Origin of the sequence: Paraburkholderia ferrariae NBRC 106233, assembly GCF_000685035.1 — a bacterium.
Classification (GTDB): domain Bacteria; phylum Pseudomonadota; class Gammaproteobacteria; order Burkholderiales; family Burkholderiaceae; genus Paraburkholderia; species Paraburkholderia ferrariae.
In genome coordinates this window covers 33582-59047 of the sequence record NZ_BAYB01000036.1, presented here as the reverse complement: position 1 = coordinate 59047, position 25466 = coordinate 33582, and the positions used below count along the sequence as shown (strand labels likewise).

The window sequence follows — 25466 nt, the reverse complement described above, 5'->3', positions numbered from 1 at the left end:
GAGGCGCCCGGGCATTCGCGTGGCCGGCGCCTGCGCCTAAAGTCACATCCATCGAAAGACGGCACCGGTCGTCCTATCTTCTGGAGTGGCGTGATGAACAGCTGGATCACAAAACATGAGCCGATGCCCGCGGGCTTTTTCGGCATCGCGGTCGGTATGCTGGCGCTTGCCGGTGCATGGCGGGTGGCGGCGAAGCTCTGGGAAGTACCGCAGCAGGCGGCAATGTTCATGACGGTGGCAGCCGTTGTGGTGTGGGCTGCGGTCATGGCGATGTATGCGCTGAAATGGCTCGCGCACCGCGAGGCGGCGCGCAAGGAGTGGCAGCACGAAGTGCAGTCGTCGTTTATCGCGCTGGCGCCGGTCTCGACGATGCTGGCCGCGCAGGCGGTCAAGCTCTGGTCATACGACCTGGCGCTTGCGCTGTTCGTGGCCGGCGCAACCGGGCAACTCGCGGTGGGCGTGATGCTGCATGGCCGGCTCTGGCAGGGCGCGCGAAATGCCGAGGTCGTCACGCCGGCGATTTACCTGCCGACCGTGGCGCCGGGCTTCGTCGCCGCAACGACCGCGGCTTCATTCGGCTTTCCCGAACTGGCTGCGATGTTCTTCGGCGCCGGGGCGCTGTCGTGGCTGGCAATCGAGTCGATGCTGCTCAACCGGGCGGCGCACGGTGCACCTACCGCTGCCGCACTGCGTCCGACCTTCGGCGTGCAACTGGCGCCGCCGGTGGTGGGCGGCGTGGCCTGGATGGCGGTCACGGGCAGCGGGTTTCATACCGGCCTGAGCGGCGGTGCGGACCTCGTAGCGTATGCGCTGTTGGGGTACGGGCTCTATCAGGCGGCATTGCTCCTGCGTTTGCTGCCCTGGATTCGGGCTCAGGTGTTCGCGCCGTCGTACTGGGCGTTCAGCTTCGGCGTAGCGGCCCTGCCGACGCTTGCGATGCTCGTGGCGCAGCGCGGTGCCCCCGGCTGGGTTCACGAACTGGCTTTCGCCCTGTTTGCGGTGTCGAACCTGATCATTGGTCTGCTGGTCGTCAAGACGGTGGGCCTGCTGTGGGAGGGCAAGCTCTTTCCGGTACGCGCCGCTTCGTAACGGTCGCTAAAGCCGGTGCCGAAAACGTCGTCACTGAAGCCGAAGCTGGAATGGATGCCAGCTTCGGCTTTTTTTCGTTGTGGCACGAACCCGGAACCGGGGCAATCGAAATTCCGTGTTGACAAGGGCCGCCGATTTAATTAACTTTCGTTAACTAAACGATCGTTCGATAAAAGGAGACGGCATGATTTCAGGCGATCCGCAGCAAGATTCGCAGCAAAAAGTCGCACTGGTTATCGGCGCGGGCGATGCTACCGGCGGGGCCATCGCACAGCGTTTTGCCCGCGAGGGCTATATCGCGTGCGTGAGCCGCCGCTCGGCGGACAAGCTCGAGCCGCTCGTGTCGGGTATACGCGAGGCGGGCGGCCGGGCGTTCGGCTACGCGAGCGATGCACGCAAGGAAGAGGACGTGGTCGCGCTGATCGAGCGTATCGAAGCCGAACACGGGCCGATCGAGGTAATGGTGTTCAACATCGGCGCGAACGTGCCATGCAGCATTCTGGAAGAGACGGCCCGCAAGTACTTCAAGATCTGGGAGATGGCCTGCTTCAGCGCGTTTCTCAACGCCCGCGAGGTGGCAAAGCGCATGGTCGCGCGCGGCCGGGGCACCATCCTGTTTACCGGTGCTACGGCGAGCGTGCGGGGTTCGGCCGATTTCGCGGCCTTCTCGGGCGCCAAGCACGCGCTTCGGGCACTGGCGCAGAGCATGGCGCGGGAGTTGGGTCCGCGTAACGTTCACGTCGCGCACATAATTGTCGATGGTGCGATCGACACGGACTTCATCCGTACGACGTTCCCCGAACGCTACGCGTTGAAGGAACAGGACGGCATCCTCAATCCCGGGCATATTGCGGAGAACTACTGGTATCTGCACCAGCAGCCGCGCGATGCGTGGACGTTCGAACTGGATCTGCGTCCTTACATGGAACGCTGGTAGCGCGACCTGCGGCCCCGGATGCACGCGCCTCGCCTCGCGCGCGCGTTACTTCAGGGTGTCGATACCCAGCACGTCGGCGAGAAGACGGCGGCTGGAAGCGAGCATCTCCCGGCGGGTGCGCTCGCTTTCCACGGTGCGGGCAAGCAGCAGGGCGCCGACACATTGGGCCATGATGGCCCATGCCTTGTCCTTGTCGTCGAGGTGCGCACTCCAGCTCCTGGCGATGCGTTTGAGCGACTTTTCGACCTCGCTGCGCGCTTCGGGCGTGGCCCGTGCGATTTCCGGCCCGAGCGTGGGCAGCGCGCATCCCGACTCGGGATGCAGGACATGGTAGGTGCTCAGATAGCTGCGCAGACGCGCGGCAAGATCGCCCGCGGGGGCGTTTTCGTCGACGGCAAGCAGGTCGGCGCTATTGGAGGCTTCTTCGCTGACCAGCGCATCGAAGAGCGCCTGCCGGGAGGGGAAGTGAGTGTAGAAGGCGGCCCCCGTCAGGCCGATCGCCGCCATCAGCGCGTCGATGCCGGTTGACGCAAAGCCGTTTTCCTTCGCAATCGCGCGACTGCTTTCCATCAGCTTGCGTCGCGTTTCCTCTTTGTGAGCGGTTGAATAGCGCATGGTCGATTTTGGACAGGATCGAAGGCGAGAATAGCATAACCATCGTTAACTGAACGTCAGTTCACTATTTATTCGATGCGAACCGGCGCCAACGAGCGCCGCAAGATCAAGGACGAGGGAGGATGGCATGACGAAATCGGTTGAGTTTTATTTTGACTTCGGCAGTCCGGCCAGCTATCTGGCGTGGACGCAATTGCCGGGCATCGCGGCCCGGTGCGGGGCGGAGATCGTCTACCGGCCCGTTCTGCTGGGCGGGATACATAAGGCAACCAACAATGCGTCTCCTGCGACCATCCCCGCAAAGGGGGCCTGGATGCAGGTGGACCTGGCGCGCTTTGCGCGGCGCTACGGCGTGGCGTATGCCCACAACCCGCATTTTCCGATCAACACGCTCATGCTGATGCGTGCGGCCACCGGGGCCCAGATGCATGACGAGCCGCTGTTCCTCCGTTATGTTGACGCGGTCTACCGGGCCATGTGGGAACGCCCCTGCAACATGGCCGATCCGGCCAACGTGCGCGCCGTGCTGGAAGGCGCCGGACTCGATGCTGCGCTGCTGTTCCAGTTCGTCGAGCAGGCCGAGGTGAAGGAGAAACTCAAGCGGGACACGGAGGCGGCTGTCGCGCGCGGTCTTTTTGGCGCGCCCACCCTGTTCGTGGGCGAAGCAATGTTCTTTGGGCAGGACCGGCTCGATTTCGTCGAGGAAGCGCTCAGGCAGTTGTAGAGAGACGTGGGCGTTTTTTGCGCCGGATGAATTTCTGCGTACCGCCGCCGCCGCCGCGAGCGGCGGGCGGGCTACAAGGTGCCGCAGCAGTTCGAATGCTGGCATGCGCAGCCTCAACGGATTCGCAACGCGTAACTCAGTCCGTGGCTCCCTTCATCAGCCGCCATAGTGTTGTGCGGCCGATGCCGAGCGCGCGGCTCGCGGCGGCGCGGTTGCCGCCGTGCGCGGCCAGTGCGCGCTCGACTTCGGCGAGCGTGAGAGCGGTGTGCTCGTCGCGCGCTGCAGTGGCTCCCTGCGCGCCCGTTGCAGGGTTCTCGCCGTTCGCAGCGCGCTGCCGGCGCTGCGGCGCTTCGATCGCTGTGTCTTGCGTGGCGAACTCCGGAAATATATCGGATAACGAAGTATTTCCTGAATCATCGGTATCGTCGGCCAGGAAAATGGCCGCCCGCGCGAGCAGGTTCTCCAGTTCGCGCACATTGCCAGGCCAGGCGTAGCCCGCGAAATAAGGCGCAAACCGTGCGAGCACGCGCTCGATCGCGGCGGCGCGCAAGCCGTATCGGTCGGCCATGCGTTCGAGCAGATGGCGCGCGAGCGCGGGGATGTCCTCGCGGCGCTCGCGCAGCGGCGGCAGCGGAATAGGCAGCAGGTTGAGACGGAAATACAGGTCGGCGCGAAAGGCGCCTTCCTGGACCAGCGCGCTCAGGTTGCAATGCGTTGCGGCAATCACGCGCACGTCCACGGGCGTCGCGCGGCTTGCGCCGAGCTTCATGACCTCGCGCTCCTGGAGCACGCGCAGCAGGCGGCTTTGCAGCGCGGGCGGCATTTCGCCGATCTCGTCGAGAAAGATCGTGCCCGTATGGGCAATTTCCACGAGGCCCGGTTTGCCGCCGCGCCGCGCGCCGGTGAACGCGCCTTCCTCGTGGCCGAACAGCTCGCTTTCGATCAACCCTTCGGGCAACGCCGCGCAATTGAACGCGACGAACGGATTGCCGCGCCGCCGGCTCGCGTTGTGAATGCCTTGCGCGATGAGCTCCTTGCCCGTGCCGCTTTCGCCCGTGAGGAGGACCGTGGCGTCGTGCGCGGCGCTCATGGCCGCGAGGCGCCGCACGCGCGCTACTGCGGGCGCGGCTCCCACCAGATCGTCCAGTTCGTAGCGCGCCACCAGATGACGCGGCCGCTGTGTCGTGCGCAGCGACCGGTCGATGCGCTGCGCGACCAGCGCGTCCTGCACGGTCACGACGGCGCCTGAGCGCGCGCCCTGCTCGACGATAGGCACACAGCTCACGATGACCGAGCGGGCGCCGAACTGCTCGATGCGCTCGTCCACCGGCGCATCGCTGCCGGCCACTTCGCGCAGCAACGGGCCTATCGTGCGCGCGAGTTGCGTGTTCACGTCGCGCGTGCGGTCGAGGCCGAGCAGTTCGAGCATCGCGGGGTTGACGGCTTCGAGCGCGCCGGCTTCGTCGAAAGCGGCCACGCCGTCGCGCAGGTGCGCGACGATCGTGTTCAGGCGCACGCGTTTCGATTCCTTCTGGCGGCTCACGCGTGCGAGTTCGACCGAGCGCTCGAATGCTTCATGGACCGCACCCACTGAATAGAGGAACACGCTTTCGAGGCCGGCCGCCTGGGCCAGATCGCACGCCATGCCGGGCCCGATGATGACGCGGCAGCCTTCGCCCGCGAGCGTCGTGACGGCGGCGCGCACCTCATCGGCGGAACGATAGGCGCGCTGCGTGAGACGCAGATTCAGCCACGCGCCGAGGTCGGCCAGCTCGTGCGAAACGCTTTCGTGCAGGATCAGCCCGATCGGCGCACCGGGCCAGGTGGTGTTCGCATGGGTGATGGCGGCCAGCACGTCGAAGCCGTTCACCTTCACCATCACGACCGGCACGCTCAGGTTGTCGCGCAGATAGGCGCCGTTGGAACCGGCGGCCAGCACCACGTCCACCGTGCCCGCCTCGATATAGGGCTGCAGCGCCGTGACGGCGTCGCCGTAGCCTTCGCGCACGTAGACGAAGCGCGCCTCTTCGGCGTAGCGCGGCGCGACTGTCTCGCAGAGATTGCGCAACCGGCTGATGCTGACGAGCGCGATGTTCGGGCGGTTGGCGGGCTGGGGGAGGCTGGGGGGCGGCATGGCAGGTTTCGGGCAAACGGTGATTGAAACGTTTCGCGGAACGTTTCTGAGATTGTGTCATGAAACGTTTTGGGTTGGAGGTTTCTGGCTAAATCATTGATTTATATGATTTTGTGATGGGGCCTGTTTTCTGGCATGTTTCATGCGGAGTTGGTGCCATCTCAAAACAGGATTCGAGGAGCCATTGCCATGACAACTTCCACCGCTGCACGCCGCGCCGCCTTCCGTGCCAAGGTCAACGAACGCCGCGGCCTGCTCGTGCCGGGCGCGTTTAACGCCCTGAGCGCGCGCGTGATCGAGGACGCCGGCTTCGAGGCGCTGTATCTCACGGGCGCCGGGGTCACGAACATGTCGTTCGGCTTGCCGGATCTGGGCTTCATCGGCCTCTCGGACATCGCCGAACACACCGCCCGCGTGCGCGACGCCGTGAGCCTGCCGTTGATCGTGGACGCCGACACCGGCTTCGGCAACGCGCTGAACGTGCGCCAGACCGTGCGCACGCTCGAGCGCAGCGGTGCCGACGCGATCCAGTTCGAAGACCAGGTGATGCCCAAGAAGTGCGGCCACTTCAACAACAAGGAAGTGATCGGCAAGGGCGAGATGGCCGGCAAGATCCGCGCGGCGGTCGATGCGCGCGAGGACGGCAACCTGCTCATCATGGCGCGCACCGATGCGGCCGGCGTGCATGGCATCGAAGAAGCGATTGCGCGTGGCCACGCCTTCATCGAAGCCGGTGCGGACATTCTTTTCATCGAAGCGACCGAGAAGCTCGAAGACATCGAGCGCCTGCCGAAGCTCATCGACGCGCCGCAACTCATCAACATCGTGATCGGCGGCAAGACGCCCGTGCAGTCGCGCGAAGCGCTCGCGGGCCTTGGCTACGCGCTGGTGCTGTACGCGAATGCGGCGCTGCAGGGCGCGGTGGTCGGCATGCAGCGCGCGCTCGGCACGTTGCGGGCGAATGGCCGCCTCGACGAAGACCCCAACATCGTCGCGCCGTTTGCGGAGCGGCAGCGCCTCGTGAACAAGCCGTTCTACGATGACCTCGAACGCGAATATGCGGCGAAGGACTGAGCGGCAAGACGTCGGCAAGGCGTTGAAACAAGAAAGCGAGGAGACCTGAATGTCGAGCGGGACGGAGTGGAGCGTGCAAGGAAACCGGGAAGCGGCGGGGGCGCAGGCGGTTGCGCGGCCTCGCATCCGCTCGATTGTGGGCGGGCTCGCGGGCAATCTGATCGAGTGGTACGACTTTCTCGCGTACAGCATTTTTTCGATCTATTTCGCGAAGTCATTCTTTCCGGGCGACAAGCCCACCGTGCAGCTCATGAACACCGCGGCGATCGCGGCAGTGGGCTACGTCGCGCGGCCGCTGGGTAGTTGGCTGGTGGGTCTTTATGCCGACCGCCACGGGCGCAAATCGGCGTTGACGTGGTCCGTTGCGGCCATGTGCGTCGGCTCGCTGATGATCGCGCTCACGCCGGGTTACGCGAGTATCGGCGTGCTGGCGCCGATCGTGCTGATCGCTGCACGCCTCTTGCAGGGATTGAGCATGGGCGGAGAGTACGGCACCAGCGCGACCTACCTCAGCGAGATATCCCCGGCCAACCGGCGCGGTTTCTACCTGGGCTTCCTGCAGGTGAGTGTGGTGGCGGGGCAGCTCGTCGCGCTTGCGCTCATGCTCGTCATGCAGAACCTGCTGATGACGGCCGAGCAGATCGAGCGCTGGGGCTGGCGCGTGCCGTTTCTGATCGGCGGGGCGTTGGCGCTCTTCGCGCTCTACATGCGCCGCAACGTGACGGAGACCGAAGCATTCGAGCGCGGCGCCCGCGCGTTCGGGCCGCCGGTGCTCGCGCAACTGCGCCAGCACTGGCGCCAGATTCTGCTGGCTATCGGCATTACCGTGGGCGGTACGGTGGGTTTCTACACGTTCACGGTGTATATGCAGAAGTATCTGGTGAATACGGTGGGACTTTCCAAGGAAATGTCCACGCTTGTCTCCGCCGCTGCGCTCTTGCTCTACATGCCGCTACAGCCCCTGTTCGGGTTCGCTTCCGACGTGTTCGGACGGCGCCCCGTGCTGATTGCCTTCGGGCTTTCGACCACGCTGTTTTCGGTGCCGCTCTTTAACGCACTGAGCCACACGCGCGATCCGTTCGTGGCGTTCCTGCTCGCGTTTGCGGGACTCGTCATGCTGAGCGGCTTTACGTCCGTGCATATGCTCGCAAAAACGGAGCTGTTTCCCGTGCGCATCCGCGCGCTCGCCGTGGGCCTGCCGTATGCGCTGACCACGGCAATCCTCGGCGGCACGACGGAGTTCGTCGCGCTGCGCTTCAAGGCGAGCGGGCACGAGCAGTACTTTTACTGGTACGTGACGGCGTGTGCGGCGATCTCGCTGGTTGTTTATCTGCGTATGCCTGAAACACGGGGGCGGATGGCGGATAGTGTGTGAGGCATATCTCGTTGCCGTTCCCAGAGGGTTCTGGCGCTGCGGCGCGGCATCGGGAATGCAAGGACAACGGCGAAGATGACGCCGGCCAGATCGACCTCACCGTGCTTGGCAATCACGCGAATGTCGGCGATATCCCCGTTGCCCTTCGACAGGGCATCGATCACCCGACGCTCCAGCAAATGATTCGCTTTTCTTGCAGCGGCCCGGGTGGCGTGCGGGTTCGAAGCCGGCGTTTGTGCAACAGATAGTAAGGACTACGGATAATATGGCGGCTGTCGCCGGACGGCCAACGATCGGCTTCATGCCAGACTCCATGGAGTTGAATTTCCTGGGCCCGCATCCGGGAGAGACGTCGCCGGCGAAAGCCTGCTGCTAAGGCATGAGAACCGGCTTGCGAACGCTAATACATGAGCATCTGGCGACGTGCGTTCACGTTACACCAGTGGCCGGGCAGAGGCCGTGTGACGCGCGAGCGGGAGGGCGCCGATAGCGCGACTTCTTTGGAGCAACGCTAGTTGGGCCGAGGTGTCTTCTCGCTGCTTCTGGCCTGGCCGCCCCGTGCCTGCGCCTGCGCAGTCCGGGCCACAGGAGGGCGCCGGTTCAAGGCGCAATTGGCTGCAAGACAACACGCACCTATCAGCAACGCGACAAGAATCGCAATCACGAGTTGATAGGTCAGAATGGCGGTCAGCGCCTGCGTGTAATCAAGCCAGACTAACCAGCCTAGCGGACCGAGCGCGGCGCCGAATGCAGCTACACCGAGCAAGCCGAAGATGCCTCTCATGGCAGTTCCCCATCAGGATCTCAAACGAGTATTGCAAGAGAGATTATCCGCCAGATTTGCGGTGCGTATTGCTTTATACGTGTGCCCGGCATTCCCTTCATCCGGTGAAAGACTGCTGCAAACGAGCGGGGATTAGCCGCAGGACACAATGCTTCTAGACAGGTTTCTCTGCGACGAGCGCCCGCGCAAACGAATGCCGCGGGGCGCATCGCCGACACGGGATCGTGCTCAACGGCCGGCGCTCTGGCCGCCGTCGACGTGAAGAATCTCGCCGGTAACGAACGGTGCGGAATCGAGGTAGAGGATCGCGTTGACGATGTCGCTCATCTCGCCCATCCGGCCGACCGGGTGCATGCCTGCGAGCCTGGCGTGCGTTTCGGGGGCGTGCATCGGCGACTTGATGATGCCGGGCGACACGGCGTTGGCGCGGATGCCGGCCTTTGCGTATTCGATGGCGAGCGACTTCGTGGCCGAGTTCAGGCCGCCCTTGGTCAGCGAGGCGAGCACCGAAGGTACGCTGCTGTTCGCGTGATCGACAAGGCTCGTCGTGATGGTGACGATGTGGCCGCTGCTGTTCTTCTGCATCTGCTCGATGGCGAACTGCGTGATGTAGAAGAAGCCGTTCAGGTTGACGTTCAGGGTCGCGGCGTATTCCTCCGCGGTGTACTGCGTGAAGGGCTTGGCGATGAAGATGCCGGCGTTGTTGACGAGCGTGTCGACGCGGCCGAAATGCTCGACGGCGGCGTTGACTGCGCGGCGCGCGGTGGCGGGGTCGCCGATGTCGCCGGCAATGGCAATGTAGTCGGCTTCGATGGTCGGCGCGATCGAGCGCGCCACGGCGACGACGCGATGGCCCTGCGCGCGGAACGCCTTGGCGGTTTCGGCGCCAATGCCTTGCGACGCGCCGGTAACGATGATGACTTTGGAGTGGCTCATGATGTTTCTCACGGTGTAGGTGGCTCGGCCTGCTGGCCGGTCGAATCGACGGACCCGATGGGAACTCACTGTAGGCGTATCCCCCAGGATCTCGAACACCCACCATGGACAAACAGTCTTGCGTCGCAAGAACAAGTGCGCGCGGCGAGCGTATGCTTGCGGTAACATGCGCGCCTGATGTTTTTCGGCGCAGTCGCCGCAGGGTAGGGAAATGGATCAGAAGAAAGCCGAGCGCCTGCTCGTCGACGCGGACAGGATGGCGGAGTTTGCTATCGGGTGTTTCGAGCTCTCGCTGGATGCCGCGCGCGGCCGCGAGTTGTACGAGCGGGCGTTCAACGCCTATATCCGCAGCGAGGCGGGCGACGTGCCGATGGCCGAGATTTACGATGCCCTCAAGGGGGCGGAGTTCGCGGGTTAAGGGCACCGCAAGCGCGGGTCAGACCGGAGCGATAGCGGGCCTTTCGGGTCAGCTATCGCCTGCCGTCGTCTCAATCGGCCACGCAGCGGAACCCCGCATACACGAATTGATAGTGCGGCTGAAACCAGTTGCGAAAGGTCGGCCGCACCATGCACGCCGCAGTGCGTGCCGATCCGCCCTTCATCGCATAGTGCTGGCCGTCGAAGAAGTTGGCCGAGTAACCTTCGTAGAACGGAAATGCCGTGAAGCCCGGCAGCGGCCCGAACACTGTCGAGGTCCATTCCCAGCCGTTGCCGTACAGACCTTCCACGCCCCACGTGCTGGCGCTGTCCGGCGTCGCGTCCACGGCGACGGGATTCCAGTCGCGAAAGTCGAAGTTGTCGGTGTGGCCCGGCAGGGCGCCGTGTGCGGCGCGTTGCCACTGCGCTTCGCTCGGCAGGCGCGCACCGCGCCAGCGCGCGAAGGCGCTCGCTTCCGCATGGCTCACGTAGACGGGCCAGGAAAGCGGTAGCGGAATGTCGTCGAACATGGTCCGCAGCCGCCAGCCTGACTCGGTGTTCGACCAGAACACGGGATGCGTTACGCCTTGCGCTGCCTTCCAGGCCCAGTCGGCGTCGGTCCAGAGCGACGGGTTCCGGTATCCGCCATCCTCGATGAAGTCCAGAAACGCGCCGTTCGTGACCATATAGCGGTCGATCTCGAAGGCCGGCACATCGACCTGCTGCTCGCCGAATTCGTTGTCCCAACCAAATACGCCGCGCTCGGCGGTCATGCCCAGTTCGGTGCGGCCGGCCGGCACCGGGACCATCGCAGGCGTCACGGCATAGAGATGATCGGGCAGGCTGCGCGGGGCGCCGTTCGCCTGCTTCTGGTCGAGCGGCAACTGGTGGAGCATGTATGCGAGGGTTTCGACGTGCATGAGCCGGTGTTCGATCGCCACGTTGAGCAACTGGGCTGGCGAACCGGGGTGGGACGTGGCGGCGGGCAGGTCGAGCCGCGCCAACTGCTCGTCGATGCGCTGGCGGCCCTTGTGACCGTAAGCGCGTACTTCGGCGAGGCTGGGCCAGTCGGCCGGCGCGTCCGTGGGCAGCAGGGCGCCATCGACGGGATCGATGCCGAATGCGAACAGCCGGTCCAGTTGCGGATCGGCGGAGGGCAGGTCGAACAGGCGCCGGTCGAAGAGGTTGAGGTCGAAGGCTTCGAGATGGCCGATGTAGAACACGATCCGATGCCGCTCGCGGATCGGGCGCTCGTAGAGAAATTCCGGCTTGACGATGTCGAAGAGCGCGTCGCTCGCTGCGCGGGCGGCGGTGAGGCGCTCGGCGAAAGTGGGCGTAGGCGGGAGAGGCATTTCGGCATTTCTCCATGCTTGGGCAGTGTTCGTGACTTTACCGCCGCCGCAGAAGTTGTGCCAACGCCCGGCCAGGTGCCAGAGCAGAAAAGGGTAGGAAGGGGAGAGAACGCCCCGAAGAGGCGGCCGCGCGCCGGCCGACAGGCGCGCGGGGGATGGGCGGTGTGACCGCCACGGGGCTCAGATTTGCCGCAAACCCTCGAAATCGACGATGCGGATGAGCTTGCCTTGCGCGTCGATCAGGCCACGCTTTTGAAATCTCGACAAGGTCCGGCTCACGGTTTCGAGCGTCATGCCGAGATAGCTGCCCATGTCTTCGCGCGTCATGCGCAGGTTGAATTCCGCATGCGAATAGCCGCGCTGGCCATTGCGCTCGGACACGTCGAGCAGGAAGGCCGCCACACGTTCGTCGGCGGAAAGCGAGCCGAGCACCATCATCTGGGACGATTCGCGGTACAACTGCTCGCTCATCAGCCGGTGCAGGCGATCCTGCATCGCGCCGGCCTCGCGGCACAGGTGCTTGAGCGCCGCGTACGGAATGATGCACACCGAACTGTCTTCGAGGGCAATGGCGGAGCTCGTATGGGTGTCGGTGTTGATGCCGTCGAGGCCGAGCGGGTCGCCGGCGAGGCGCAGGCCCGTTACCTGCTCGCGGCCGTCGCGATGCGCCATGACGGTCTTGAGCGAGCCGGAGCGCACGGCGTAGAGATTGTCGAATGGATCGCCCGAGCGGTAGAGCGCCTCGCCCCGGCGCACGCTGCGCGCGCTGCAGATGAGCGCTTCGATCTTGGGTATGTCGTCCGACGTGAGGCCCTGGGGCATGCAGAGGTGACGCATTGAACAACCGGAGCAGCGGGCCGAACTGCGCGGGCCGGCCGCGGCAGGGCGGTGGGTGCGGCGCACTGTGCTATGAGAGACGACGGTCGGGGTCAACATCTGCCTGCTCCTGTTTATTTGTGCTGGAGCATTGTCCCACCGTGTTTCCGTCTTTGATCGGCGGCAAAATGACGCGCTTTTGAGATGTGCCGCTTTGCGCGGCATCAGAGGCTGCGCGTGTCAAGGGACACGCGCAAACGGACGTTTGTCAAGTTTCAGGGGCGATCCTGATATCTCTTGATTATACGGGCGTGGTGGCGCCGGCGGCAGAAGGGATCAGCAGGACCGGCAGCGTCGATTGACGCACGCAGCGCTCCGCCACGCTGCCCAGAATGAGCCGCTGGAACCCGCGGCGCCCATGCGTGCCCATCACGATCAGGTCAGCGCCGGCCGTTTTTGCTGCGTTGAGCACAAGCGTCGGCACGTCGTCGATCGACGAGGCTTCGCCTGTCGTCATCGCGCCTTGCACTCCGCGCTCGCGCATGATCTGGTCCATCTGCGCCGCGAGTTCGTTGCCCTGCGCGATCATCTGGTTGCGCAGGATGGACGGGTCGTAACCAGGCGCCTCGAAATACATCGGCGTGTTCTCGATCACGTAATAGGGCTGCAGGATCGCGCCCATGGTCTTCGCGAGCTCGAGCGCGGCTTCGAAGGCGCGGCGCGACGTATCGCTGCCATCGACCGCCACAAGGATGCGTTTGTACATGAAACCTCCGCTGGGATGGAACCGGGACGCGCACGGCTCTGAAGCCGCCGCTCTGAAGCGGCCTGGCCGGGCGTCGTGCGCACTCTGACAGGGAGCTTAAATGATCGCTGAAAAAGATGCAGCGCCGGTGTATTAAAAATAGATGCGGCACGAAGGCCGGTCAAATTTCGCGCATCCGGCGCAAGGCTTGCATGCGCTCTGTCATCTCGCTATTGTGGCGACTCTTTTCTCTTGCTGCTCCCGCCGGATTGCTGCCGTAATTTCCCCGTGACCTCTGCCCCCAAGCCCCTGCCGTTTCGCGACGCGCTCCTTGCCATGCTCGGCATCGGCCTCGTCAACATGCTGGTCGCCCTCGACCAGACCGTCGTCAGCACCGCGTTGCCGTCGATCGTCGCCGAACTCCACGGCTTCGAATTTTATGCCTGGATTGCCAGCGCCTACCTGCTGGCCTCGATCGTGACCGTGCCGGTGTTCGGCCGGCTCGGCGACTACTTCGGGCGCAAGCGTTTCGTGATCGCCGCGGTGATCGTGTTCACGGTCGCCTCGGTGCTGTGCGGGCTCGCCAGCGGCATGCGCTTTCTTGCCGTGGCGCGCGCCCTGCAGGGTATCGGCGGCGGCATGATGGTGGGCACGGCGTTCGCCTCGATCCCCGATCTCTTTCCCGATCCGCGTGCGCGCGTGCGCTGGCAGGTGGTCATGGCGGCGGCCTACGGCATCGGCACGGCGGCCGGTCCCTCGCTGGGCGGGTGGCTCAGCGAGCACTTCGGCTGGCGTTCCACGTTTCTCGTCAATCTGCCCGTCGGCGCGCTCGCGCTGTACTTCATCTGGGCGCACCTGCCTGCTTACCGGCCGGTGCGCACGGGCGAGGTGCGCATCGACTGGACGGGCGCCGCGCTCGTCGCGATCGTGCTGGGCAGTTTCCAGACGCTGATCGAGGCGGTGCCCAAGGAAGGGCTTTCGGCAGGGAGCCTCGCGCTGGCCGCCGTCGTGATTGCGGGCGCGGCGGCGCTCCTGATATGCGAGCGGCGCGCGACGCACCCCATCATCCCGCTCGATCTCTTTCGCGATCCGCAGCTCGTCACGCTGTTCACGCTCTCGACGCTCTCGGGCTTCGTGATGTTCTCGCTGATTTTCTTCGCGCCGCTGCTGCTGCAAGGCGGGTTTGGCCTGTCGCCCCAGGAGGCGGGGCTGCTCGCCACGCCCATAGCCGCCTGCATCGCGCTCGGCAGCCTGATCAACACGCGCATCGTGATCCGTTTGCCCAAGCCGACCGCCATCCTCACCGTCGGCTTCGGCCTGCTCGTGATCGCCTCGGCGTGTCTCGCGTTCGCCACGCGAGACACGCAGCACCTGTGGCTCGAACTCGCCATGTCGGCGGTCGGCATCGGGCTTGGGTTCATCCTCAACAATCTGAACGTGTTTGGCCAGGAGATTGCCGGGCGCGAGCGCTTCGGCATCACCACCGCACTCCTGCAATCCACGCGGATGGTGGGCGGCATGCTCGGCACCAGCGTCGTCGCGACGATCGTCAACCACCGCTACGCGGCGGGCGTGGGCGACGCGCTGGCGGTGCTGGGCGCCCCCATGCAGGCGCGCTGGGCGCCGCAGCTGGCGGACCCGCGCGTCCTTGTGGACCCGACGCTGCGCGAGACGCTCGTGGCGCAGCTCAAGGCCGCGAGCCTCGACGGCGCGGGGCTCATCGAGGCGGTGCGGCACGTGCTGGTCGATGCCATTCACGTCGGCATCGGGCTGACCGGCGTCGCGGCGCTGGCGGCCGCGCTGCTGGTGCGGCGGATTTCACATATCCGCTTCGGCAAAGGGACCGCGGCGGCACCTCGCTAAAAAAGAAGCGGTGTCCCGGGTTGTCCGATTGTTCCGTTGCGCCGGGGTGGCCTTGCGGTAGCCACTCGCGGTGCATTTATCAGACAAATGACGTAAACTCCTTGCGGCGCGGCGCCGGCGACTTCGGCCGGCTATTTCAGCCAGTCGGGAGATGGCTCAGGCGGCCGTCGCCATCTGGCCGAACATGGCCGTATGGGTCTGCTGGCTCATGGCGATATCGAGTGCGACCGCGTTTTCCACGCCAATGCGCTGCGGCGCCCCGAGGCGCGCGATCTCCATGCCGGTGCGGCGCAGCATGCGCTCGATCGGCGTGGTCGTCACGGTGACGTAGCGCTGAATGCCCATGCGGTCGGCGAAGGTGATGGCCGAGCGGATCGCCTGCGTCGTCAGTTCGGCAAAGCCGAATGCCTGCTCGTTGTCCGACTCGATCGCAAAGCGGCTCAATTCCCAGATCTGCCGGCCGGCCGGCGCGCTCTCGCCGTGCAGCAACTGCGCGAAGGTGTCGCGCAGCATGTTCGGCCCCTCGGTCGGCATCATGCGCCAGCAGCCGCGCACCCGCCCCGACGTCTCCTGGATCAGCATGTAATGGGGTCCGAGCGCGTCGTAACCATCGACCTCCATGCCTGCGATGGTGGGAATGTCCCAGCCCATGCGGTCCCGAAACACGCGGGCGCGCAGGCGATACATCTCGTTGATGTCCTCGTTGTCGAAGTCCTGTCTTTGACCAATCCGGATAACGGCTTGCATGGCATTTCTCCCGTTTGCGTGTAGGAAAGGCAGCAGCACGGATCGAAAGCTATGCGTTTTGAATACAAAAAGACACCTATCCACGTAGGTAGGTGCGCAGGGAGGAGCAGTTCTGGAGAATGGCACGGCGGTAGTCACTCATCAGGCATAACGGACAGCGAGAGCGAGAACACCATGGAACTTATGGAAAATCATCATTGGCAGGCGGGAACGCACACGCAATCCCTTCCGTCAGGAGATCTGTCGTCGGTAATCGACCGCGTCCTGATCATTGCGTATCGCAAAAAGAAGAAGGAAAGCCAGCGCCGTTTCTGGGCCCGTTTCGGCGTGACCCAGTCGCGCGGCAGCCGCTTCGAGTCGGGCGCGGAGATTCCGCCGCCGGTGTCGATCCTGCTGGGTCTGTACTTCAACAAGACGATTTCGGACGGCGATCTCGGCCGCGCCGAGCGCGTGCTGCGCCGCACCGATGGCCCGTTGATGCTCAGCCCGGGTCAATAAGACCCATCTGGGTAGCGATCACCGCCGCCGCACGGCGTGAGTTGACGCCGAACTTCCCGCGAATGTTCTTCATGTGGAAGTTCACGACAGCTTCCGAGCAGTTCAGGATGTGCGAAATTTCCCAGGTGGACTTGCCGAGGGCGGTCCACTTGAGGCATTCCTTCTCTCGCGGCGTCAGCTTGGGGATCAGCGACTGAACGTGATCGTTCAGGTGGCGCTGGCTCGTGTCGAGCACGAGGTCGCGCAGCAACACGAGATTCGGCAGGGCGCGGTTGACGTCGTGCCAGAAGTTGTCGGTGGGATTGGCGTCGTTGACGAAGCACAGCATGCCGATTTCCTGGCGCGGGCCGTGAATCGGCAGCGTGATCCCCGCTCGCAGCCCGTAGGAACGGGCTTCCTCATACATCGATTGCTGCTGTTCCGTGGCGAACAGCTCGGGCGACCAGATGAGCGGCGCCGAGCGTGTCGTGCAGTGCGCGACCGTCGGATCGAAATACGCCATGTTGTGGTCGTTGTAGGTCTGCCGCCAGGCGGCGGAGTAGTTCGTGCGAATGAACGCATCTTCGAGCCGCATTCCTGGACGCGGCAGGATCGCCATCATCAGCTGGCTGAATCCCCACGAACTGGCGAGCTCAGCCACCGCCTCGAACCACGCAGCCTCTCCCGGCGCGTCGAGGACGGGCGACATCTGCTCTATGAAATGTAGAGGCACGTCAACACTCTCCGTCGGCGGTGGGCCAGTTCGCAGCCAGGCCCGGGCGAGCTTCCCCGCTTCTTATGATGTAACAATTTATCACTAAATCTCGCCCTGATTGTTCTTCTCTACCATTCTCAGGAATCGAAGAATGGGAGTGTGCACCGATTAGTGCTCAATTCGGGTGAATCGTATCGGGCATTCGACGAAAATACGGCAGACGTTTCCCGGGAGCGCCCGCTCCGGGGCGCGGGGACTCGCGTTCAGCCGATACCGTGATTAACGGCGCTGCCGGAAAAAGCTTGTGGCAATTCGCAGATTTCGGGCATTTCGGCAAAAGCGCCTGGCGTGTCAATTCGCCCATAAATTGAGAATGGCCCCCGTGAATTTGCCTGTCTTGCACAACCCGAAATCCGGCTATCCGGTGATTCGCCCGCGCGCTTCAACCCTTGCGCTGCAACTCGACAATGCGCGAGGGGCGCAGGTGATTGAGCGAGTAGTGCAGGCGCCCGGGGCTGCGCCGCGTGCCGGTCGAGCCCGAATCGACGAATTCCCAGTCGGCCGTGTAGGGCACGAGCGGGCTGGTCATGCCCTTGTCGAGCACCTCGTAGCCCGGCTGCAGCGCGAACAGCAGCCGGTGTCCGCCGGGGCGGCTGTCGAATCCCGCAATGCCGTCGCCGGCTTCAGGCATGCTGTTGTCGAGCGTTGCGTCGGTCGTCGTCGCCTCGTCGGGGCTCATGTTGGCATTGGCAACGAGTGCGGCCAGTTCGCGCCGCTGTTCCAGGGCTCGGTCGGTGCGTTTCATGATGCGTCCTCCTCGGAGGTTGAGCCAAGCGCCGCAGGTGCGGCAGAAACCGCTGCCCCGATGTTTTTTCCGCCGCCGGGGCCCGTGCCTCGCCACCGCCCGGTGGCCACCCGGCCACCACGAGAACGGCCCGGAAAGCCAGGCGTTACGCCCAGGGAAACGGCTCCAGCGATTTAACCTTTTTTTCTTTGGAGCGCGGTTTTTCCTGGGAGTATGATCCTCTTTCGACAAGTTGGCGCGCTATGAATCAACGGCCCGAAGAAGCGGCCGCGCTGTGGCTTTGCCGCACGGTCCCGGACGCGCCCACCGAAAAACGGACGAGGCAGTCAGGGGCGGACGACACACATGCACTTCGACGCTGCATTCACGCATCGCGGCTATTTGCTCAATTGCGCGCCGGCGCGCACGGGCGATGGCAGCTGGCAACCTTATGTGGTGATTTCCCGTTCGAGCGACGGCGAGCTGGTTGCCAACCGGTTTTTCCCCGCAGACCTGCGTTTTCCCGACGAAGCGGCCGCCATCGCGCACGCGCGCGACTGGGCGGTGCGCTGGATCGACGCGAGCAGCGTGCCTCTCTAGCGGCTGCGGCCGCTCCCCTGTGCGATTTCCCTGATCCGATTGCTTCCACGCTGCCGGGCCGTCCGGCGGCCGTCGCGCCATGCCCGCGCGGGGCGACGCCTGCCGGGGGGGCTCGGCGAACTCGGCCAAAACGCGGTAATCTCCAAGGGTCTGTACATCTTACCGGCGGCCCGAGCCGCTGCACACGCTCGACCATGTCCAATGCCGCTTTCCCCGACTGGGGCCTCGAACAAATCGTTGCCGACCTGCGTGCGTCGCGCGAAGAACTGCATCGCACGCGCCATCCGCTCGGCATCCGCGAACTGCCGTCGCGCGATGCGGTCGTCAGCATCGTGACGGGCCTGCGCGCCGCGCTGTTCCCCACGCATTACGGCGCGCCCGATCTCACCGACGAGAGCGTCGATTACTACGTGGGCCATACGCTCGAAAGCACGCTGCGCCTGCTGGCGGAGCAGATACGCCGGGCGCTGCGCTTTTTGCCGGAGAACGCCGAAGCCAGCGACGAAACGTTGCGTGCGCGCGCATTCGAAGTGTCCCGCGAGTTCGGCCGCCAGTTGCCCGCCATCCGCGCGCTGCTCGTGAGCGATATCCAGGCCGCCTTCACCGGCGACCCGGCCGCCCAGCACATCACCGAGATCCTGCTGTGCTATCCCGGCGTCTGGGCCATGACGCACCACCGGCTCGCGCATGCGCTGCACCGGCTGGGCGTGCCGCTCCTCGCGCGCTTCATCAACGAGATTGCCCATTCGCTAACCGGTATCGACATTCACCCCGGCGCGCAGATCGGGTCGAGCTTCTTCATCGACCACGGCACGGGTGTCGTGATCGGCGAAACGGCGATCATCGGCGAGCGCGTGCGCGTCTATCAGGCCGTGACGCTCGGCGCGAAGAGCTTCGCCGCCGATCTCGACGGCACGCTCGTGAAGGGCAATGCGCGCCATCCGGTCGTCGAGGACGACGTGGTGATCTATGCGGGCGCGACGATACTCGGGCGCGTGACGATCGGGCGGGGTTCGGTGATCGGCGGCAACGTGTGGCTCACGCACAGCGTGCCGCCGGGCAGCAGCGTGCGCCAGGGCAAGATCCGCGAGATCGAGCGGGGCGACGAAGGGCGCCTGAAGTAAGCGCGGGATGCCGTGAGCGGCATCCCGCCGTCAGTGCGCTCGGACGCAAGTCTCGGGCTTCAGGTCTCGCACTCAGGTATTGCCGATGCTCGTCGCCACCGGGTTGCCGACGATGGCGAGAAATTCGCGCCGTGTGGACGGGTCCGTGCGGAACGTGCCCAGCATGCGCGAGGTGACCATCTCCACGCCTGCCTTGTGCACCCCGCGCGTGGACATGCATTGGTGCGACGCTTCGAGGATCACGCCAACCCCTTTCGGTTGCAGCACCTCGTTGAGCGTATCGGCGATCTGCGCCGTCATCTTTTCCTGGATTTGCAGGCGCTTGGCGAAGGCGTCCACGAGCCGCGCGAGCTTGGAGATGCCCACTACCCGATGCTCGGGCAGATAGGCTACGTGCGCACGGCCGATGATGGGCACCATGTGGTGCTCGCAGTAGCTCTCGAAGCGGATGTCCTTCAGCACGATCATCTCGTCGTAGCCATCCACTTCCGAAAACGTGCGCGACAGGATCTCGCGCGGGTCCACGCCGTAGCCCGCGAAGAACTCCTCATAGGCGCGCGCCACGCGAGCGGGCGTGTCGATCAGGCCTTCGCGCGAGGGGTCGTCGCCGGCCCAGCGCAACAGCACGCGCACGGCGTCTTCGGCTTCGGCGCGAGAGGGGCGCACCAGGCGCGCCGGTTTGCCCGCGCCCGCCCGTGCCGGTTGTGATTGGCTCTTCTTCGCTTTTCCAGCGTTCTTCCCGTCGCTCATGCATCGGCTCCTGTCAGGTGGTCGTGCGCCGCGCGCCACGTACCACGAATGCGCATTGTTCCATGATTCATGCGCGCCCGCGCGGCATGGGCACGGCGGGCTTCGGCCATTCGTCGAGGGCATCGTTGAAGAGTTCGGCCACCACGCCGCGCAGCCAGGCGGCGCGCGGGCCGTTGTGATACTTGCGATGCCAGTGCTGCCTGAGGTCGAAGTGCGGCAAGGCGAGCGGCGGCTCGACGAGCGTGATCGATGCCTGCTCGGCCACATACGCATAGCCGATCGCGTGCGGCACCGTCGCGATCAGGTCGGTGCGCGTGAGGATGAACGGCAGGCTCATGAAGTGGGGTGTTTCGAGCACCGCGCGCCGGCGCAGCCGCTTTTTCTCCAGAAACTGCTCCAGTACCTCCTGGCTGCGGCCTTCGGCGCGCACCACGGCGTGCCCCGTCGCCAGGAACTGCTCGAGCGTGATCGGCTTGCCCGCGAGTGGGTGCCCGCTGCGCATCATGCAGATGAAGCGGTGCGTGAAGAGCCGCTGCTGGAAGAAGTTGTTGCCGCCGAGGTCGGGGAAGTACCCCACGGCCAGATCGATGTCGCCCGATTCGAGCCCGCGCTCGACCTGGCCCGGGGGCAGCGAAACCGAGCGTAGATTGGCGTGGGGCGCGCGTTCGGCGAAGAGCTGCAGGAGGCGGGGCAGAAAGACGATTTCGCCGACGTCGGAAAGCGCGATCGAGAACGTGTGCGTGCTGGTGGCCGGATCGAAGTCCTGAGCATCGAGCATGCCTTTCTCGATGCGGATGAGCGCGTCGCGCGCGGCGGGGATCAGGGCGAGCGCGCGCGGCGTGGGCTCCATGCCGCGCGAGGTGCGCACGAAGAGCGGGTCGCCGAAATACTCGCGCAGCTTGCCGAGCGCGGTGCTCACGCGGGGCTGGCTGACGCCGAGCCGTTCGGCGGCGCGGCTCACGTTGCGCGCGTCTTCCATGGCGACGAGATAGGGAATCAGGTTGAGGTCGAGGTCCGGCATGGCGAAGGCGTGGCGAAGGCGCGGCAAACGGGGCCGAGAACTATATCGAATCCGGATAAAGAGTAATGCAGAACCCGCGTCCGGTGATACCTGCCATTGCGCGAGCGCCGCGCGCCGCCGCCTGTGCGCCGCTGCCTACGGGAAAACGATAATCCGCGCGCCGCGCCGAATGGCGGCTACGACCGGCCTCGCGCCTTGACAAGCGGCCGGAACGACTCCGATAATGCGCCATACGTTCGCTAAACGAATCAGTGTTCGTATAAAGAACTTTTTCGCGATCGCGTGGCAGGCACAGGCCGCCGGACGCACCGTCTTCAGGAAGAGGCATGATCAACAAGATTTTCGACTCGCTTCAAGCCGCCGTAGCCGACGTGCACGACGGCGCCACGGTGATGATCGGCGGCTTCGGCACGGCAGGCATGCCGGCGGAACTGATCGACGCGCTGATCGGGCAGGGCGCGCGCGATCTCACCATCGTCAACAACAACGCCGGCAACGGCGACACGGGTCTCGCCGCCTTGCTCAAGGCGAAGCGCGTGCGCAAGATCATCTGCTCGTTCCCGCGCCAGACCGACTCGTATGTTTTCGACGCGCTCTACCGCGCCGGCGAGATCGAGCTCGAACTGGTGCCGCAGGGCAACCTCGCCGAGCGCATCCGCGCGGCGGGCGCCGGCATCGGCGGCTTCTTCACGCCCACGGGCTACGGCACGAAGCTGGCCGAGGGCAAGGAAACGCGCCTGATCGACGGCCGCCATTACGTGCTGGAGTCGCCGCTGCATGCCGATTTCGCGCTCATCAAGGCCTACAGGGGCGACCGCTGGGGCAACCTGGTCTATCGCAAGACGGCGCGCAACTTCGGCCCGATCATGGCGAGCGCGGCGAAGGTCGCCATCGCGCAGGTGTCGAACGTGGTGCCGCTCGGCGATCTCGATCCCGAGGTGATCGTCACACCGGGCATCTTCGTGCAGCGTGTGGTCGAAGTGCCGCAAGCGGCGCACGTGGTGCAAAAGGCCGGGCAGGCAGCCTGAGGAGACAAGCAATGAAACGGTTGAATCGCGATGAAATGGCCCAGCGCGTGGCCGCGGACATTCCCGAAGGCGCGTATGTGAATCTCGGCATCGGCGTGCCGACGCTGGTGGCCAACCACCTCGACCCGCAGAAGGAAATCTTCCTGCACAGCGAAAACGGCCTGCTCGGCATGGGTCCGGCGCCGGCGCCCGGCGAAGAGGACGACGAACTCATCAACGCAGGCAAGCAGCACGTCACGCTGCTCACGGGCGGCGCCTACTTCCATCACGCGGACTCCTTCGCGATGATGCGCGGCGGCCATCTCGACTATTGCGTGCTCGGCGCGTTCCAGGTCTCGGCGAAGGGCGATCTCGCGAACTGGCATACCGGTGCGCCGGATGCGATTCCCGCCGTGGGCGGCGCGATGGATCTCGCCATCGGCGCGAAGCAGGTGTTCGTGATGATGGAACTCCTGACCAAGCAGGGCGAAAGCAAGCTCGTGGCCGAATGCTCGTATCCCGTCACAGGCGTGCAGTGCGTGGACCGCCTCTATACCGACCTCGCCGTGTTCGACGTGACGCCCGAAGGGCTCGCCGTGCGCGAGATCTACTCGGACATCGACTTCGACGCGCTGCAGAAGCTGGCCGGCGTGCCGCTGATCGACGCGACACAACCGCGCCGCGCGGCGTAAGCTTGCGGGGTGCGCGGCCCCAAGGCGCGACGCCGGGCGGCAGCCGCTACCGGCGCCGCGCCGTACAGGCTTTGTCGGCGCGATCCGCCGCACCCGATGCTTTTTTCCCTCACCCACGCCCCATGACCGAACGCCTGACGAGCCTGATCTGCGGCACCGAGCCGATGAACGCCATCTGGTCGCCGCGCGCGACGCTGCAGCGGATGCTCGACGTGGAGGCCGCACTCGCGCGCGCCTCGGCGGCCCACGGCGTGATCCCGCAAACGGCGGTGTCCGCGATTGCGGCGGCGTGCAAGGCCGATCAGCTCGACGCCGAAGCGCTTGCGCGCGATGCCGCGCTGGGCGGCAATCTGGCCATCCCGCTCGTGAAGCAGCTCACGGCGCGCGTGAAGGCGCTCGATCCCGAAGCTTCGAAGTACGTGCACTGGGGCGCCACGAGCCAGGACATCATCGATACGGCGACCGTGCTGCAACTGCGCGACGCGCTGGATCTGATCGCCCCCGAACTCGACGCGCTGTGCGCCACGCTGGCGGATCTCGCGCGCACCCATCGCTCGACGCCCGCCGTGGGCCGCACTTGGCTCCAGCAGGCGCTGCCCATCACGCTCGGCCTGAAGTTCGCGCAATGGCTCGACGCCTTGCTGCGTCATCGCGAGCGGCTCGCGGCGTTGCGCGAGCGCGTGCTGGTGCTGCAGTTCGGCGGCGCGGCCGGCACGCTCGCGAGCCTGCGCACGGCAGCGGCGGAGGTGAGCGCCTCGCTCGCCAAAGAACTGGCACTCGCGCAGCCTACCTTGCCCTGGCACACCCAGCGCGACCGCATTGCCGAAGCCGCGGCGTTCTTCGGCATGCTGATCGGCACGCTCGGCAAGATTGCGCGCGATATCTCGCTGCAGATGCAGACCGAGGTCGGCGAACTGGCCGAACCTGCGGCGGCAGGCAAGGGCGGCTCCTCGACCATGCCGCACAAGCGCAACCCGGTAGGCTGCGCCGCCGTGCTGACGGCAGCGGCGCGGGCGCCGGGCCTCGTCGCGACGGTGTTCGGCGGCATGGTGCAGGAGCACGAGCGCGCGCTCGGCGGCTGGCAGGCCGAATGGGACGCGCTGCCCGATCTCGCGCGCCTCGCGGGCGGCGCGCTCGCGCATATCGGCCAGATCGCGGGCGGCCTCGAAGTGCGGCCCGAACGCCTCGCGGCCAATCTCGACGCCACCCATGGCCTGATTCTCGGCGAAGCGGTCATGCTTGCGCTGGGCGACGCCATCGGCCGGCTCGACGCCCATCATCTCGTTGAAGCCGCGTCCAGAACCGCGGTGCAGACCGGCCGCACGCTCTACGACGTGCTGGCCGACAACCCCGCCGTGACAAACCACCTGGACGCCGCGCGCCTCGCCGCGCTGCTCGATCCCGCCCACTACGCGGGCGAGGCGCACGCGTTCGTCGATGCGGTGCTGGCATCGTATGCGCGCCGCGCCGTCCCTTCTTCATTGCAGACTCACGAGGAGTAATCCGCATGCCCTACGCAGCCGTCAACGACACGAAGCTGTTCTACCGCATCGACGGAGCGCAGAACAGCACGGCGCCGTGGCTGATCCTGTCGAATTCGCTGGGCAGCGACGTATCGATGTGGACGCCGCAGCTCGCCGCATTTTCGAAGCATTTCCGCGTGCTGCGCTACGACACGCGCGGCCACGGCCATTCGGACGTGCCGCCGGGACCGTACACCATCGAGCAGCTCACGGGCGACGTGATCGGCCTGATGGATCATCTGGGCATCGCGCGCGCGCATTTCGCGGGCGTTTCGATGGGCGGTTTGACCGGCGTGGGCCTTGGCGCGCGCTACGCGAGCCGTATCGAGCGCCTCGTGCTTTGCAACACCGCCGCGAAGATCGGCTCGCCCGAGGTGTGGGTGCCGCGCGCGGCGAAGGCTCGCGGCGAAGGGATGCTCGCGCTGGCCGACGCCGTGCTGCCGCGCTGGTACACGGCCGACTTCATGGCGCGCAACCCGCTCGTGATCGCCCAGGCGCGCGACGTGTTGGTCCACACCGACAACGAAGGCTATGCCTCAAATTGCGACGCCATCAACGCGGCGGACCTGCGCGGCGAAGCGGGCTCGATCACGGCGCCGACGCTCGTGATCTCGGGCACGCACGATCTCGCCGCGACGCCCGCACAGGGCCGCGAACTGGCGGAGTCGGTGCCGGGCGCGCGCTACGTGGAGCTGAATGCCTCGCACATCTCGAACGTCGAACTCGCGGAGCTGTTCACCCAGACCGTGACCGACTTTCTGCGGGAGGCGCAATGACGGAAGACGAACGCTACGAAGCCGGCATGGGCGTGCGGCGTGCCGTGCTGGGCGACGCGCACGTTGATCGCTCGATTGCGAACCGCGCGGAGATCACCGAAGAATTCCAGACGCTCATCACGCGCTACGCGTGGGGTGAGATCTGGACGCGCGAAGGTCTGCCGCGGCATACGCGCAGCCTCCTCACCATCGCGATGATGGTGGCGCTCAACCGTAGCGAGGAACTCGCGCTGCATCTGCGCGCCGCGAAGAACAACGGCGTGACGCGCGAGGAAATCAAGGAAGTGCTGTTGCAGACCGCGATCTACTGCGGCGTGCCTGCCGCAAACTCGGCGTTCCATCTGGCCGACCGCATCTTCCGCGAGGAAGACGGCGCGGCGCAAGGCTGA

27 protein-coding genes are annotated in these 25466 nt (G+C 65.4%); 15 read left to right on the top strand and 12 right to left on the bottom strand.

Features of this window, described 5'->3' with window-relative positions; translation table 11 throughout:
- Window positions 1-93: 93 nt before the first annotated feature.
- Both tehA and BFE01S_RS30475 read left to right on the top strand, forming a co-directional pair.
- Window positions 94-1089 (top strand): dicarboxylate transporter/tellurite-resistance protein TehA, encoded by a 996-nt coding sequence (tehA, locus tag BFE01S_RS40780; protein ID WP_042339088.1) that lies wholly within the window; start codon window positions 94-96, stop codon window positions 1087-1089.
- A 184-nt stretch (window positions 1090-1273) separates the two neighbouring features.
- Window positions 1274-2026: an SDR family oxidoreductase gene (locus tag BFE01S_RS30475; RefSeq protein WP_028228763.1), complete on the top strand. Its 753-nt coding sequence runs from the start codon at window positions 1274-1276 to the stop codon at window positions 2024-2026.
- A 45-nt stretch (window positions 2027-2071) separates the two neighbouring features.
- Here BFE01S_RS30475 and BFE01S_RS30470 read toward each other — a convergent pair whose 3' ends face one another.
- Window positions 2072-2596 carry a TetR/AcrR family transcriptional regulator gene (locus tag BFE01S_RS30470; RefSeq protein ID WP_245621235.1) on the bottom strand — a complete coding sequence of 175 codons (525 nt, stop codon included), beginning with the start codon at window positions 2594-2596 and terminating at the stop codon, window positions 2072-2074.
- A 172-nt stretch (window positions 2597-2768) separates the two neighbouring features.
- Between BFE01S_RS30470 and BFE01S_RS30465 the strand changes: the two genes are divergently transcribed.
- Window positions 2769-3365 carry a 2-hydroxychromene-2-carboxylate isomerase gene (locus BFE01S_RS30465; RefSeq protein WP_028228761.1) on the top strand — a complete coding sequence of 199 codons (597 nt, stop codon included), beginning with the start codon at window positions 2769-2771 and terminating at the stop codon, window positions 3363-3365.
- Window positions 3366-3501: 136 nt separating this feature from the next.
- On the opposite strand, the gene prpR is transcribed toward BFE01S_RS30465, so the two are convergent.
- Entirely contained in the window at window positions 3502-5499 is a 1998-nt protein-coding gene (gene prpR / locus BFE01S_RS30460) for a propionate catabolism operon regulatory protein PrpR (RefSeq protein ID WP_028228760.1), read from the bottom strand.
- A 189-nt stretch (window positions 5500-5688) separates the two neighbouring features.
- On the opposite strand from prpR, the gene BFE01S_RS30455 reads away from it, so the two are divergent.
- Both BFE01S_RS30455 and BFE01S_RS30450 read left to right on the top strand, forming a co-directional pair.
- A complete protein-coding gene (locus tag BFE01S_RS30455) occupies window positions 5689-6573 on the top strand; it encodes an isocitrate lyase/PEP mutase family protein (protein WP_028228759.1) in 885 nt (294 codons plus the stop codon).
- Window positions 6574-6622: 49 nt separating this feature from the next.
- The gene (locus tag BFE01S_RS30450) at window positions 6623-7948 is read left to right on the top strand and encodes an MFS transporter (protein ID WP_042339086.1); all 1326 of its coding nucleotides are present in this window, start codon (window positions 6623-6625) and stop codon (window positions 7946-7948) included.
- 511 nt (window positions 7949-8459) lie between these two features.
- Here the strand turns inward: BFE01S_RS30450 and BFE01S_RS44725 are convergent.
- Together BFE01S_RS44725 and BFE01S_RS30445 are read right to left on the bottom strand one after the other, a co-directional pair.
- Window positions 8460-8732 (bottom strand): hypothetical protein, encoded by a 273-nt coding sequence (locus BFE01S_RS44725; protein ID WP_156967209.1) that lies wholly within the window; start codon window positions 8730-8732, stop codon window positions 8460-8462.
- A 228-nt stretch (window positions 8733-8960) separates the two neighbouring features.
- A complete protein-coding gene (locus BFE01S_RS30445) occupies window positions 8961-9668 on the bottom strand; it encodes an SDR family NAD(P)-dependent oxidoreductase (RefSeq protein WP_028228757.1) in 708 nt (235 codons plus the stop codon).
- A 211-nt stretch (window positions 9669-9879) separates the two neighbouring features.
- On the opposite strand from BFE01S_RS30445, the gene BFE01S_RS30440 reads away from it, so the two are divergent.
- Window positions 9880-10086 (top strand): hypothetical protein, encoded by a 207-nt coding sequence (locus BFE01S_RS30440; RefSeq protein WP_028228756.1) that lies wholly within the window; start codon window positions 9880-9882, stop codon window positions 10084-10086.
- A gap of 70 nt (window positions 10087-10156) precedes the next feature.
- On the opposite strand, the gene BFE01S_RS30435 is transcribed toward BFE01S_RS30440, so the two are convergent.
- From BFE01S_RS30435 to BFE01S_RS30425, 3 genes are all read right to left on the bottom strand, one after another.
- Entirely contained in the window at window positions 10157-11437 is a 1281-nt protein-coding gene (locus tag BFE01S_RS30435) for an SUMF1/EgtB/PvdO family nonheme iron enzyme (RefSeq protein WP_028228755.1), read from the bottom strand.
- Window positions 11438-11617: 180 nt separating this feature from the next.
- Window positions 11618-12274: a helix-turn-helix domain-containing protein gene (locus tag BFE01S_RS30430; protein ID WP_028228754.1), complete on the bottom strand. Its 657-nt coding sequence runs from the start codon at window positions 12272-12274 to the stop codon at window positions 11618-11620.
- A 280-nt stretch (window positions 12275-12554) separates the two neighbouring features.
- On the bottom strand, window positions 12555-13019 hold the full coding sequence (locus tag BFE01S_RS30425; protein ID WP_028228753.1) for a universal stress protein: 465 nt from the start codon (window positions 13017-13019) through the stop codon (window positions 12555-12557).
- 315 nt (window positions 13020-13334) lie between these two features.
- Between BFE01S_RS30425 and BFE01S_RS30420 the strand changes: the two genes are divergently transcribed.
- Window positions 13335-14861, top strand: coding sequence for an MFS transporter (locus tag BFE01S_RS30420; protein WP_028228752.1), 1527 nt, complete (start codon window positions 13335-13337; stop codon window positions 14859-14861).
- Between the two features lie 156 nt (window positions 14862-15017).
- Here BFE01S_RS30420 and BFE01S_RS30415 read toward each other — a convergent pair whose 3' ends face one another.
- The gene (locus BFE01S_RS30415) at window positions 15018-15608 is read right to left on the bottom strand and encodes an acyl-homoserine-lactone synthase (protein WP_028228751.1); all 591 of its coding nucleotides are present in this window, start codon (window positions 15606-15608) and stop codon (window positions 15018-15020) included.
- Between the two features lie 174 nt (window positions 15609-15782).
- On the opposite strand from BFE01S_RS30415, the gene BFE01S_RS40775 reads away from it, so the two are divergent.
- Window positions 15783-16106, top strand: a complete 324-nt coding sequence (locus tag BFE01S_RS40775) for a helix-turn-helix domain-containing protein (protein WP_042339084.1) — start codon at window positions 15783-15785, stop codon at window positions 16104-16106.
- Here the strand turns inward: BFE01S_RS40775 and BFE01S_RS30405 are convergent.
- Both BFE01S_RS30405 and BFE01S_RS40770 read right to left on the bottom strand, forming a co-directional pair.
- A complete protein-coding gene (locus BFE01S_RS30405; RefSeq protein WP_028228749.1) occupies window positions 16090-16794 on the bottom strand; it encodes a helix-turn-helix transcriptional regulator in 705 nt (234 codons plus the stop codon). The genes BFE01S_RS40775 and BFE01S_RS30405 overlap by 17 nt on opposite strands.
- A gap of 448 nt (window positions 16795-17242) precedes the next feature.
- Window positions 17243-17605 (bottom strand): DUF3005 domain-containing protein, encoded by a 363-nt coding sequence (locus BFE01S_RS40770; RefSeq protein WP_052421028.1) that lies wholly within the window; start codon window positions 17603-17605, stop codon window positions 17243-17245.
- Between the two features lie 345 nt (window positions 17606-17950).
- Here BFE01S_RS40770 and BFE01S_RS30395 point away from each other — a divergent pair, with 345 nt between their 5' ends.
- Window positions 17951-18184 carry a hypothetical protein gene (locus BFE01S_RS30395; protein ID WP_028228748.1) on the top strand — a complete coding sequence of 78 codons (234 nt, stop codon included), beginning with the start codon at window positions 17951-17953 and terminating at the stop codon, window positions 18182-18184.
- 194 nt (window positions 18185-18378) lie between these two features.
- Complete coding sequence (epsC, locus tag BFE01S_RS30390) at window positions 18379-19308, top strand: serine O-acetyltransferase EpsC (RefSeq protein WP_028228747.1); 930 nt, start codon at window positions 18379-18381, stop codon at window positions 19306-19308.
- Between the two features lie 72 nt (window positions 19309-19380).
- Here epsC and folE read toward each other — a convergent pair whose 3' ends face one another.
- Together folE and BFE01S_RS30380 are read right to left on the bottom strand one after the other, a co-directional pair.
- The gene (folE, locus tag BFE01S_RS30385) at window positions 19381-20058 is read right to left on the bottom strand and encodes a GTP cyclohydrolase I FolE (RefSeq protein ID WP_028228746.1); all 678 of its coding nucleotides are present in this window, start codon (window positions 20056-20058) and stop codon (window positions 19381-19383) included.
- A 67-nt stretch (window positions 20059-20125) separates the two neighbouring features.
- Window positions 20126-21079: a LysR family transcriptional regulator gene (locus tag BFE01S_RS30380; RefSeq protein WP_028228745.1), complete on the bottom strand. Its 954-nt coding sequence runs from the start codon at window positions 21077-21079 to the stop codon at window positions 20126-20128.
- 326 nt (window positions 21080-21405) lie between these two features.
- Between BFE01S_RS30380 and BFE01S_RS30375 the strand changes: the two genes are divergently transcribed.
- The 5 genes from BFE01S_RS30375 to pcaC all read left to right on the top strand — a co-directional run bounded on the left by BFE01S_RS30375 (window position 21406) and on the right by pcaC (window position 25466).
- The gene (locus tag BFE01S_RS30375) at window positions 21406-22107 is read left to right on the top strand and encodes a 3-oxoacid CoA-transferase subunit A (protein WP_028228744.1); all 702 of its coding nucleotides are present in this window, start codon (window positions 21406-21408) and stop codon (window positions 22105-22107) included.
- An 11-nt stretch (window positions 22108-22118) separates the two neighbouring features.
- Window positions 22119-22778, top strand: coding sequence for a 3-oxoacid CoA-transferase subunit B (locus BFE01S_RS30370; protein WP_028228743.1), 660 nt, complete (start codon window positions 22119-22121; stop codon window positions 22776-22778).
- 122 nt (window positions 22779-22900) lie between these two features.
- The gene (locus BFE01S_RS30365; protein ID WP_042339080.1) at window positions 22901-24280 is read left to right on the top strand and encodes a 3-carboxy-cis,cis-muconate cycloisomerase; all 1380 of its coding nucleotides are present in this window, start codon (window positions 22901-22903) and stop codon (window positions 24278-24280) included.
- A gap of 5 nt (window positions 24281-24285) precedes the next feature.
- Complete coding sequence (gene pcaD, locus BFE01S_RS30360; protein ID WP_028228741.1) at window positions 24286-25077, top strand: 3-oxoadipate enol-lactonase; 792 nt, start codon at window positions 24286-24288, stop codon at window positions 25075-25077.
- Window positions 25074-25466, top strand: a complete 393-nt coding sequence (gene pcaC, locus BFE01S_RS30355; protein ID WP_028228740.1) for a 4-carboxymuconolactone decarboxylase — start codon at window positions 25074-25076, stop codon at window positions 25464-25466. Before pcaD ends, pcaC begins: the two co-directional genes overlap by 4 nt.

What these genes read in the sequence shown, in the direction of transcription:
- tehA (WP_042339088.1), top strand. Translation starts at nt 94, where the DNA reads ATGAACAGCTGGATCACAAAACATGAGCCGATGCCCGCGGGCTTTTTC.
- BFE01S_RS30475 (WP_028228763.1), top strand. Translation starts at nt 1,274, where the DNA reads ATGATTTCAGGCGATCCGCAGCAAGATTCGCAGCAAAAAGTCGCACTG.
- BFE01S_RS30470 (WP_245621235.1), bottom strand. Translation starts at nt 2,596, where the DNA reads ATGGAAAGCAGTCGCGCGATTGCGAAGGAAAACGGCTTTGCGTCAACC.
- BFE01S_RS30465 (WP_028228761.1), top strand. Translation starts at nt 2,769, where the DNA reads ATGACGAAATCGGTTGAGTTTTATTTTGACTTCGGCAGTCCGGCCAGC.
- prpR (WP_028228760.1), bottom strand. Translation starts at nt 5,499, where the DNA reads ATGCCGCCCCCCAGCCTCCCCCAGCCCGCCAACCGCCCGAACATCGCG.
- BFE01S_RS30455 (WP_028228759.1), top strand. Translation starts at nt 5,689, where the DNA reads ATGACAACTTCCACCGCTGCACGCCGCGCCGCCTTCCGTGCCAAGGTC.
- BFE01S_RS30450 (WP_042339086.1), top strand. Translation starts at nt 6,623, where the DNA reads ATGTCGAGCGGGACGGAGTGGAGCGTGCAAGGAAACCGGGAAGCGGCG.
- BFE01S_RS44725 (WP_156967209.1), bottom strand. Translation starts at nt 8,732, where the DNA reads ATGAGAGGCATCTTCGGCTTGCTCGGTGTAGCTGCATTCGGCGCCGCG.
- BFE01S_RS30445 (WP_028228757.1), bottom strand. Translation starts at nt 9,668, where the DNA reads ATGAGCCACTCCAAAGTCATCATCGTTACCGGCGCGTCGCAAGGCATT.
- BFE01S_RS30440 (WP_028228756.1), top strand. Translation starts at nt 9,880, where the DNA reads ATGGATCAGAAGAAAGCCGAGCGCCTGCTCGTCGACGCGGACAGGATG.
- BFE01S_RS30435 (WP_028228755.1), bottom strand. Translation starts at nt 11,437, where the DNA reads ATGCCTCTCCCGCCTACGCCCACTTTCGCCGAGCGCCTCACCGCCGCC.
- BFE01S_RS30430 (WP_028228754.1), bottom strand. Translation starts at nt 12,274, where the DNA reads ATGCGTCACCTCTGCATGCCCCAGGGCCTCACGTCGGACGACATACCC.
- BFE01S_RS30425 (WP_028228753.1), bottom strand. Translation starts at nt 13,019, where the DNA reads ATGTACAAACGCATCCTTGTGGCGGTCGATGGCAGCGATACGTCGCGC.
- BFE01S_RS30420 (WP_028228752.1), top strand. Translation starts at nt 13,335, where the DNA reads ATGCTCGGCATCGGCCTCGTCAACATGCTGGTCGCCCTCGACCAGACC.
- BFE01S_RS30415 (WP_028228751.1), bottom strand. Translation starts at nt 15,608, where the DNA reads ATGCAAGCCGTTATCCGGATTGGTCAAAGACAGGACTTCGACAACGAG.
- BFE01S_RS40775 (WP_042339084.1), top strand. Translation starts at nt 15,783, where the DNA reads ATGGAACTTATGGAAAATCATCATTGGCAGGCGGGAACGCACACGCAA.
- BFE01S_RS30405 (WP_028228749.1), bottom strand. Translation starts at nt 16,794, where the DNA reads ATGTCGCCCGTCCTCGACGCGCCGGGAGAGGCTGCGTGGTTCGAGGCG.
- BFE01S_RS40770 (WP_052421028.1), bottom strand. Translation starts at nt 17,605, where the DNA reads ATGAAACGCACCGACCGAGCCCTGGAACAGCGGCGCGAACTGGCCGCA.
- BFE01S_RS30395 (WP_028228748.1), top strand. Translation starts at nt 17,951, where the DNA reads ATGCACTTCGACGCTGCATTCACGCATCGCGGCTATTTGCTCAATTGC.
- epsC (WP_028228747.1), top strand. Translation starts at nt 18,379, where the DNA reads ATGTCCAATGCCGCTTTCCCCGACTGGGGCCTCGAACAAATCGTTGCC.
- folE (WP_028228746.1), bottom strand. Translation starts at nt 20,058, where the DNA reads ATGAGCGACGGGAAGAACGCTGGAAAAGCGAAGAAGAGCCAATCACAA.
- BFE01S_RS30380 (WP_028228745.1), bottom strand. Translation starts at nt 21,079, where the DNA reads ATGCCGGACCTCGACCTCAACCTGATTCCCTATCTCGTCGCCATGGAA.
- BFE01S_RS30375 (WP_028228744.1), top strand. Translation starts at nt 21,406, where the DNA reads ATGATCAACAAGATTTTCGACTCGCTTCAAGCCGCCGTAGCCGACGTG.
- BFE01S_RS30370 (WP_028228743.1), top strand. Translation starts at nt 22,119, where the DNA reads ATGAAACGGTTGAATCGCGATGAAATGGCCCAGCGCGTGGCCGCGGAC.
- BFE01S_RS30365 (WP_042339080.1), top strand. Translation starts at nt 22,901, where the DNA reads ATGACCGAACGCCTGACGAGCCTGATCTGCGGCACCGAGCCGATGAAC.
- pcaD (WP_028228741.1), top strand. Translation starts at nt 24,286, where the DNA reads ATGCCCTACGCAGCCGTCAACGACACGAAGCTGTTCTACCGCATCGAC.
- pcaC (WP_028228740.1), top strand. Translation starts at nt 25,074, where the DNA reads ATGACGGAAGACGAACGCTACGAAGCCGGCATGGGCGTGCGGCGTGCC.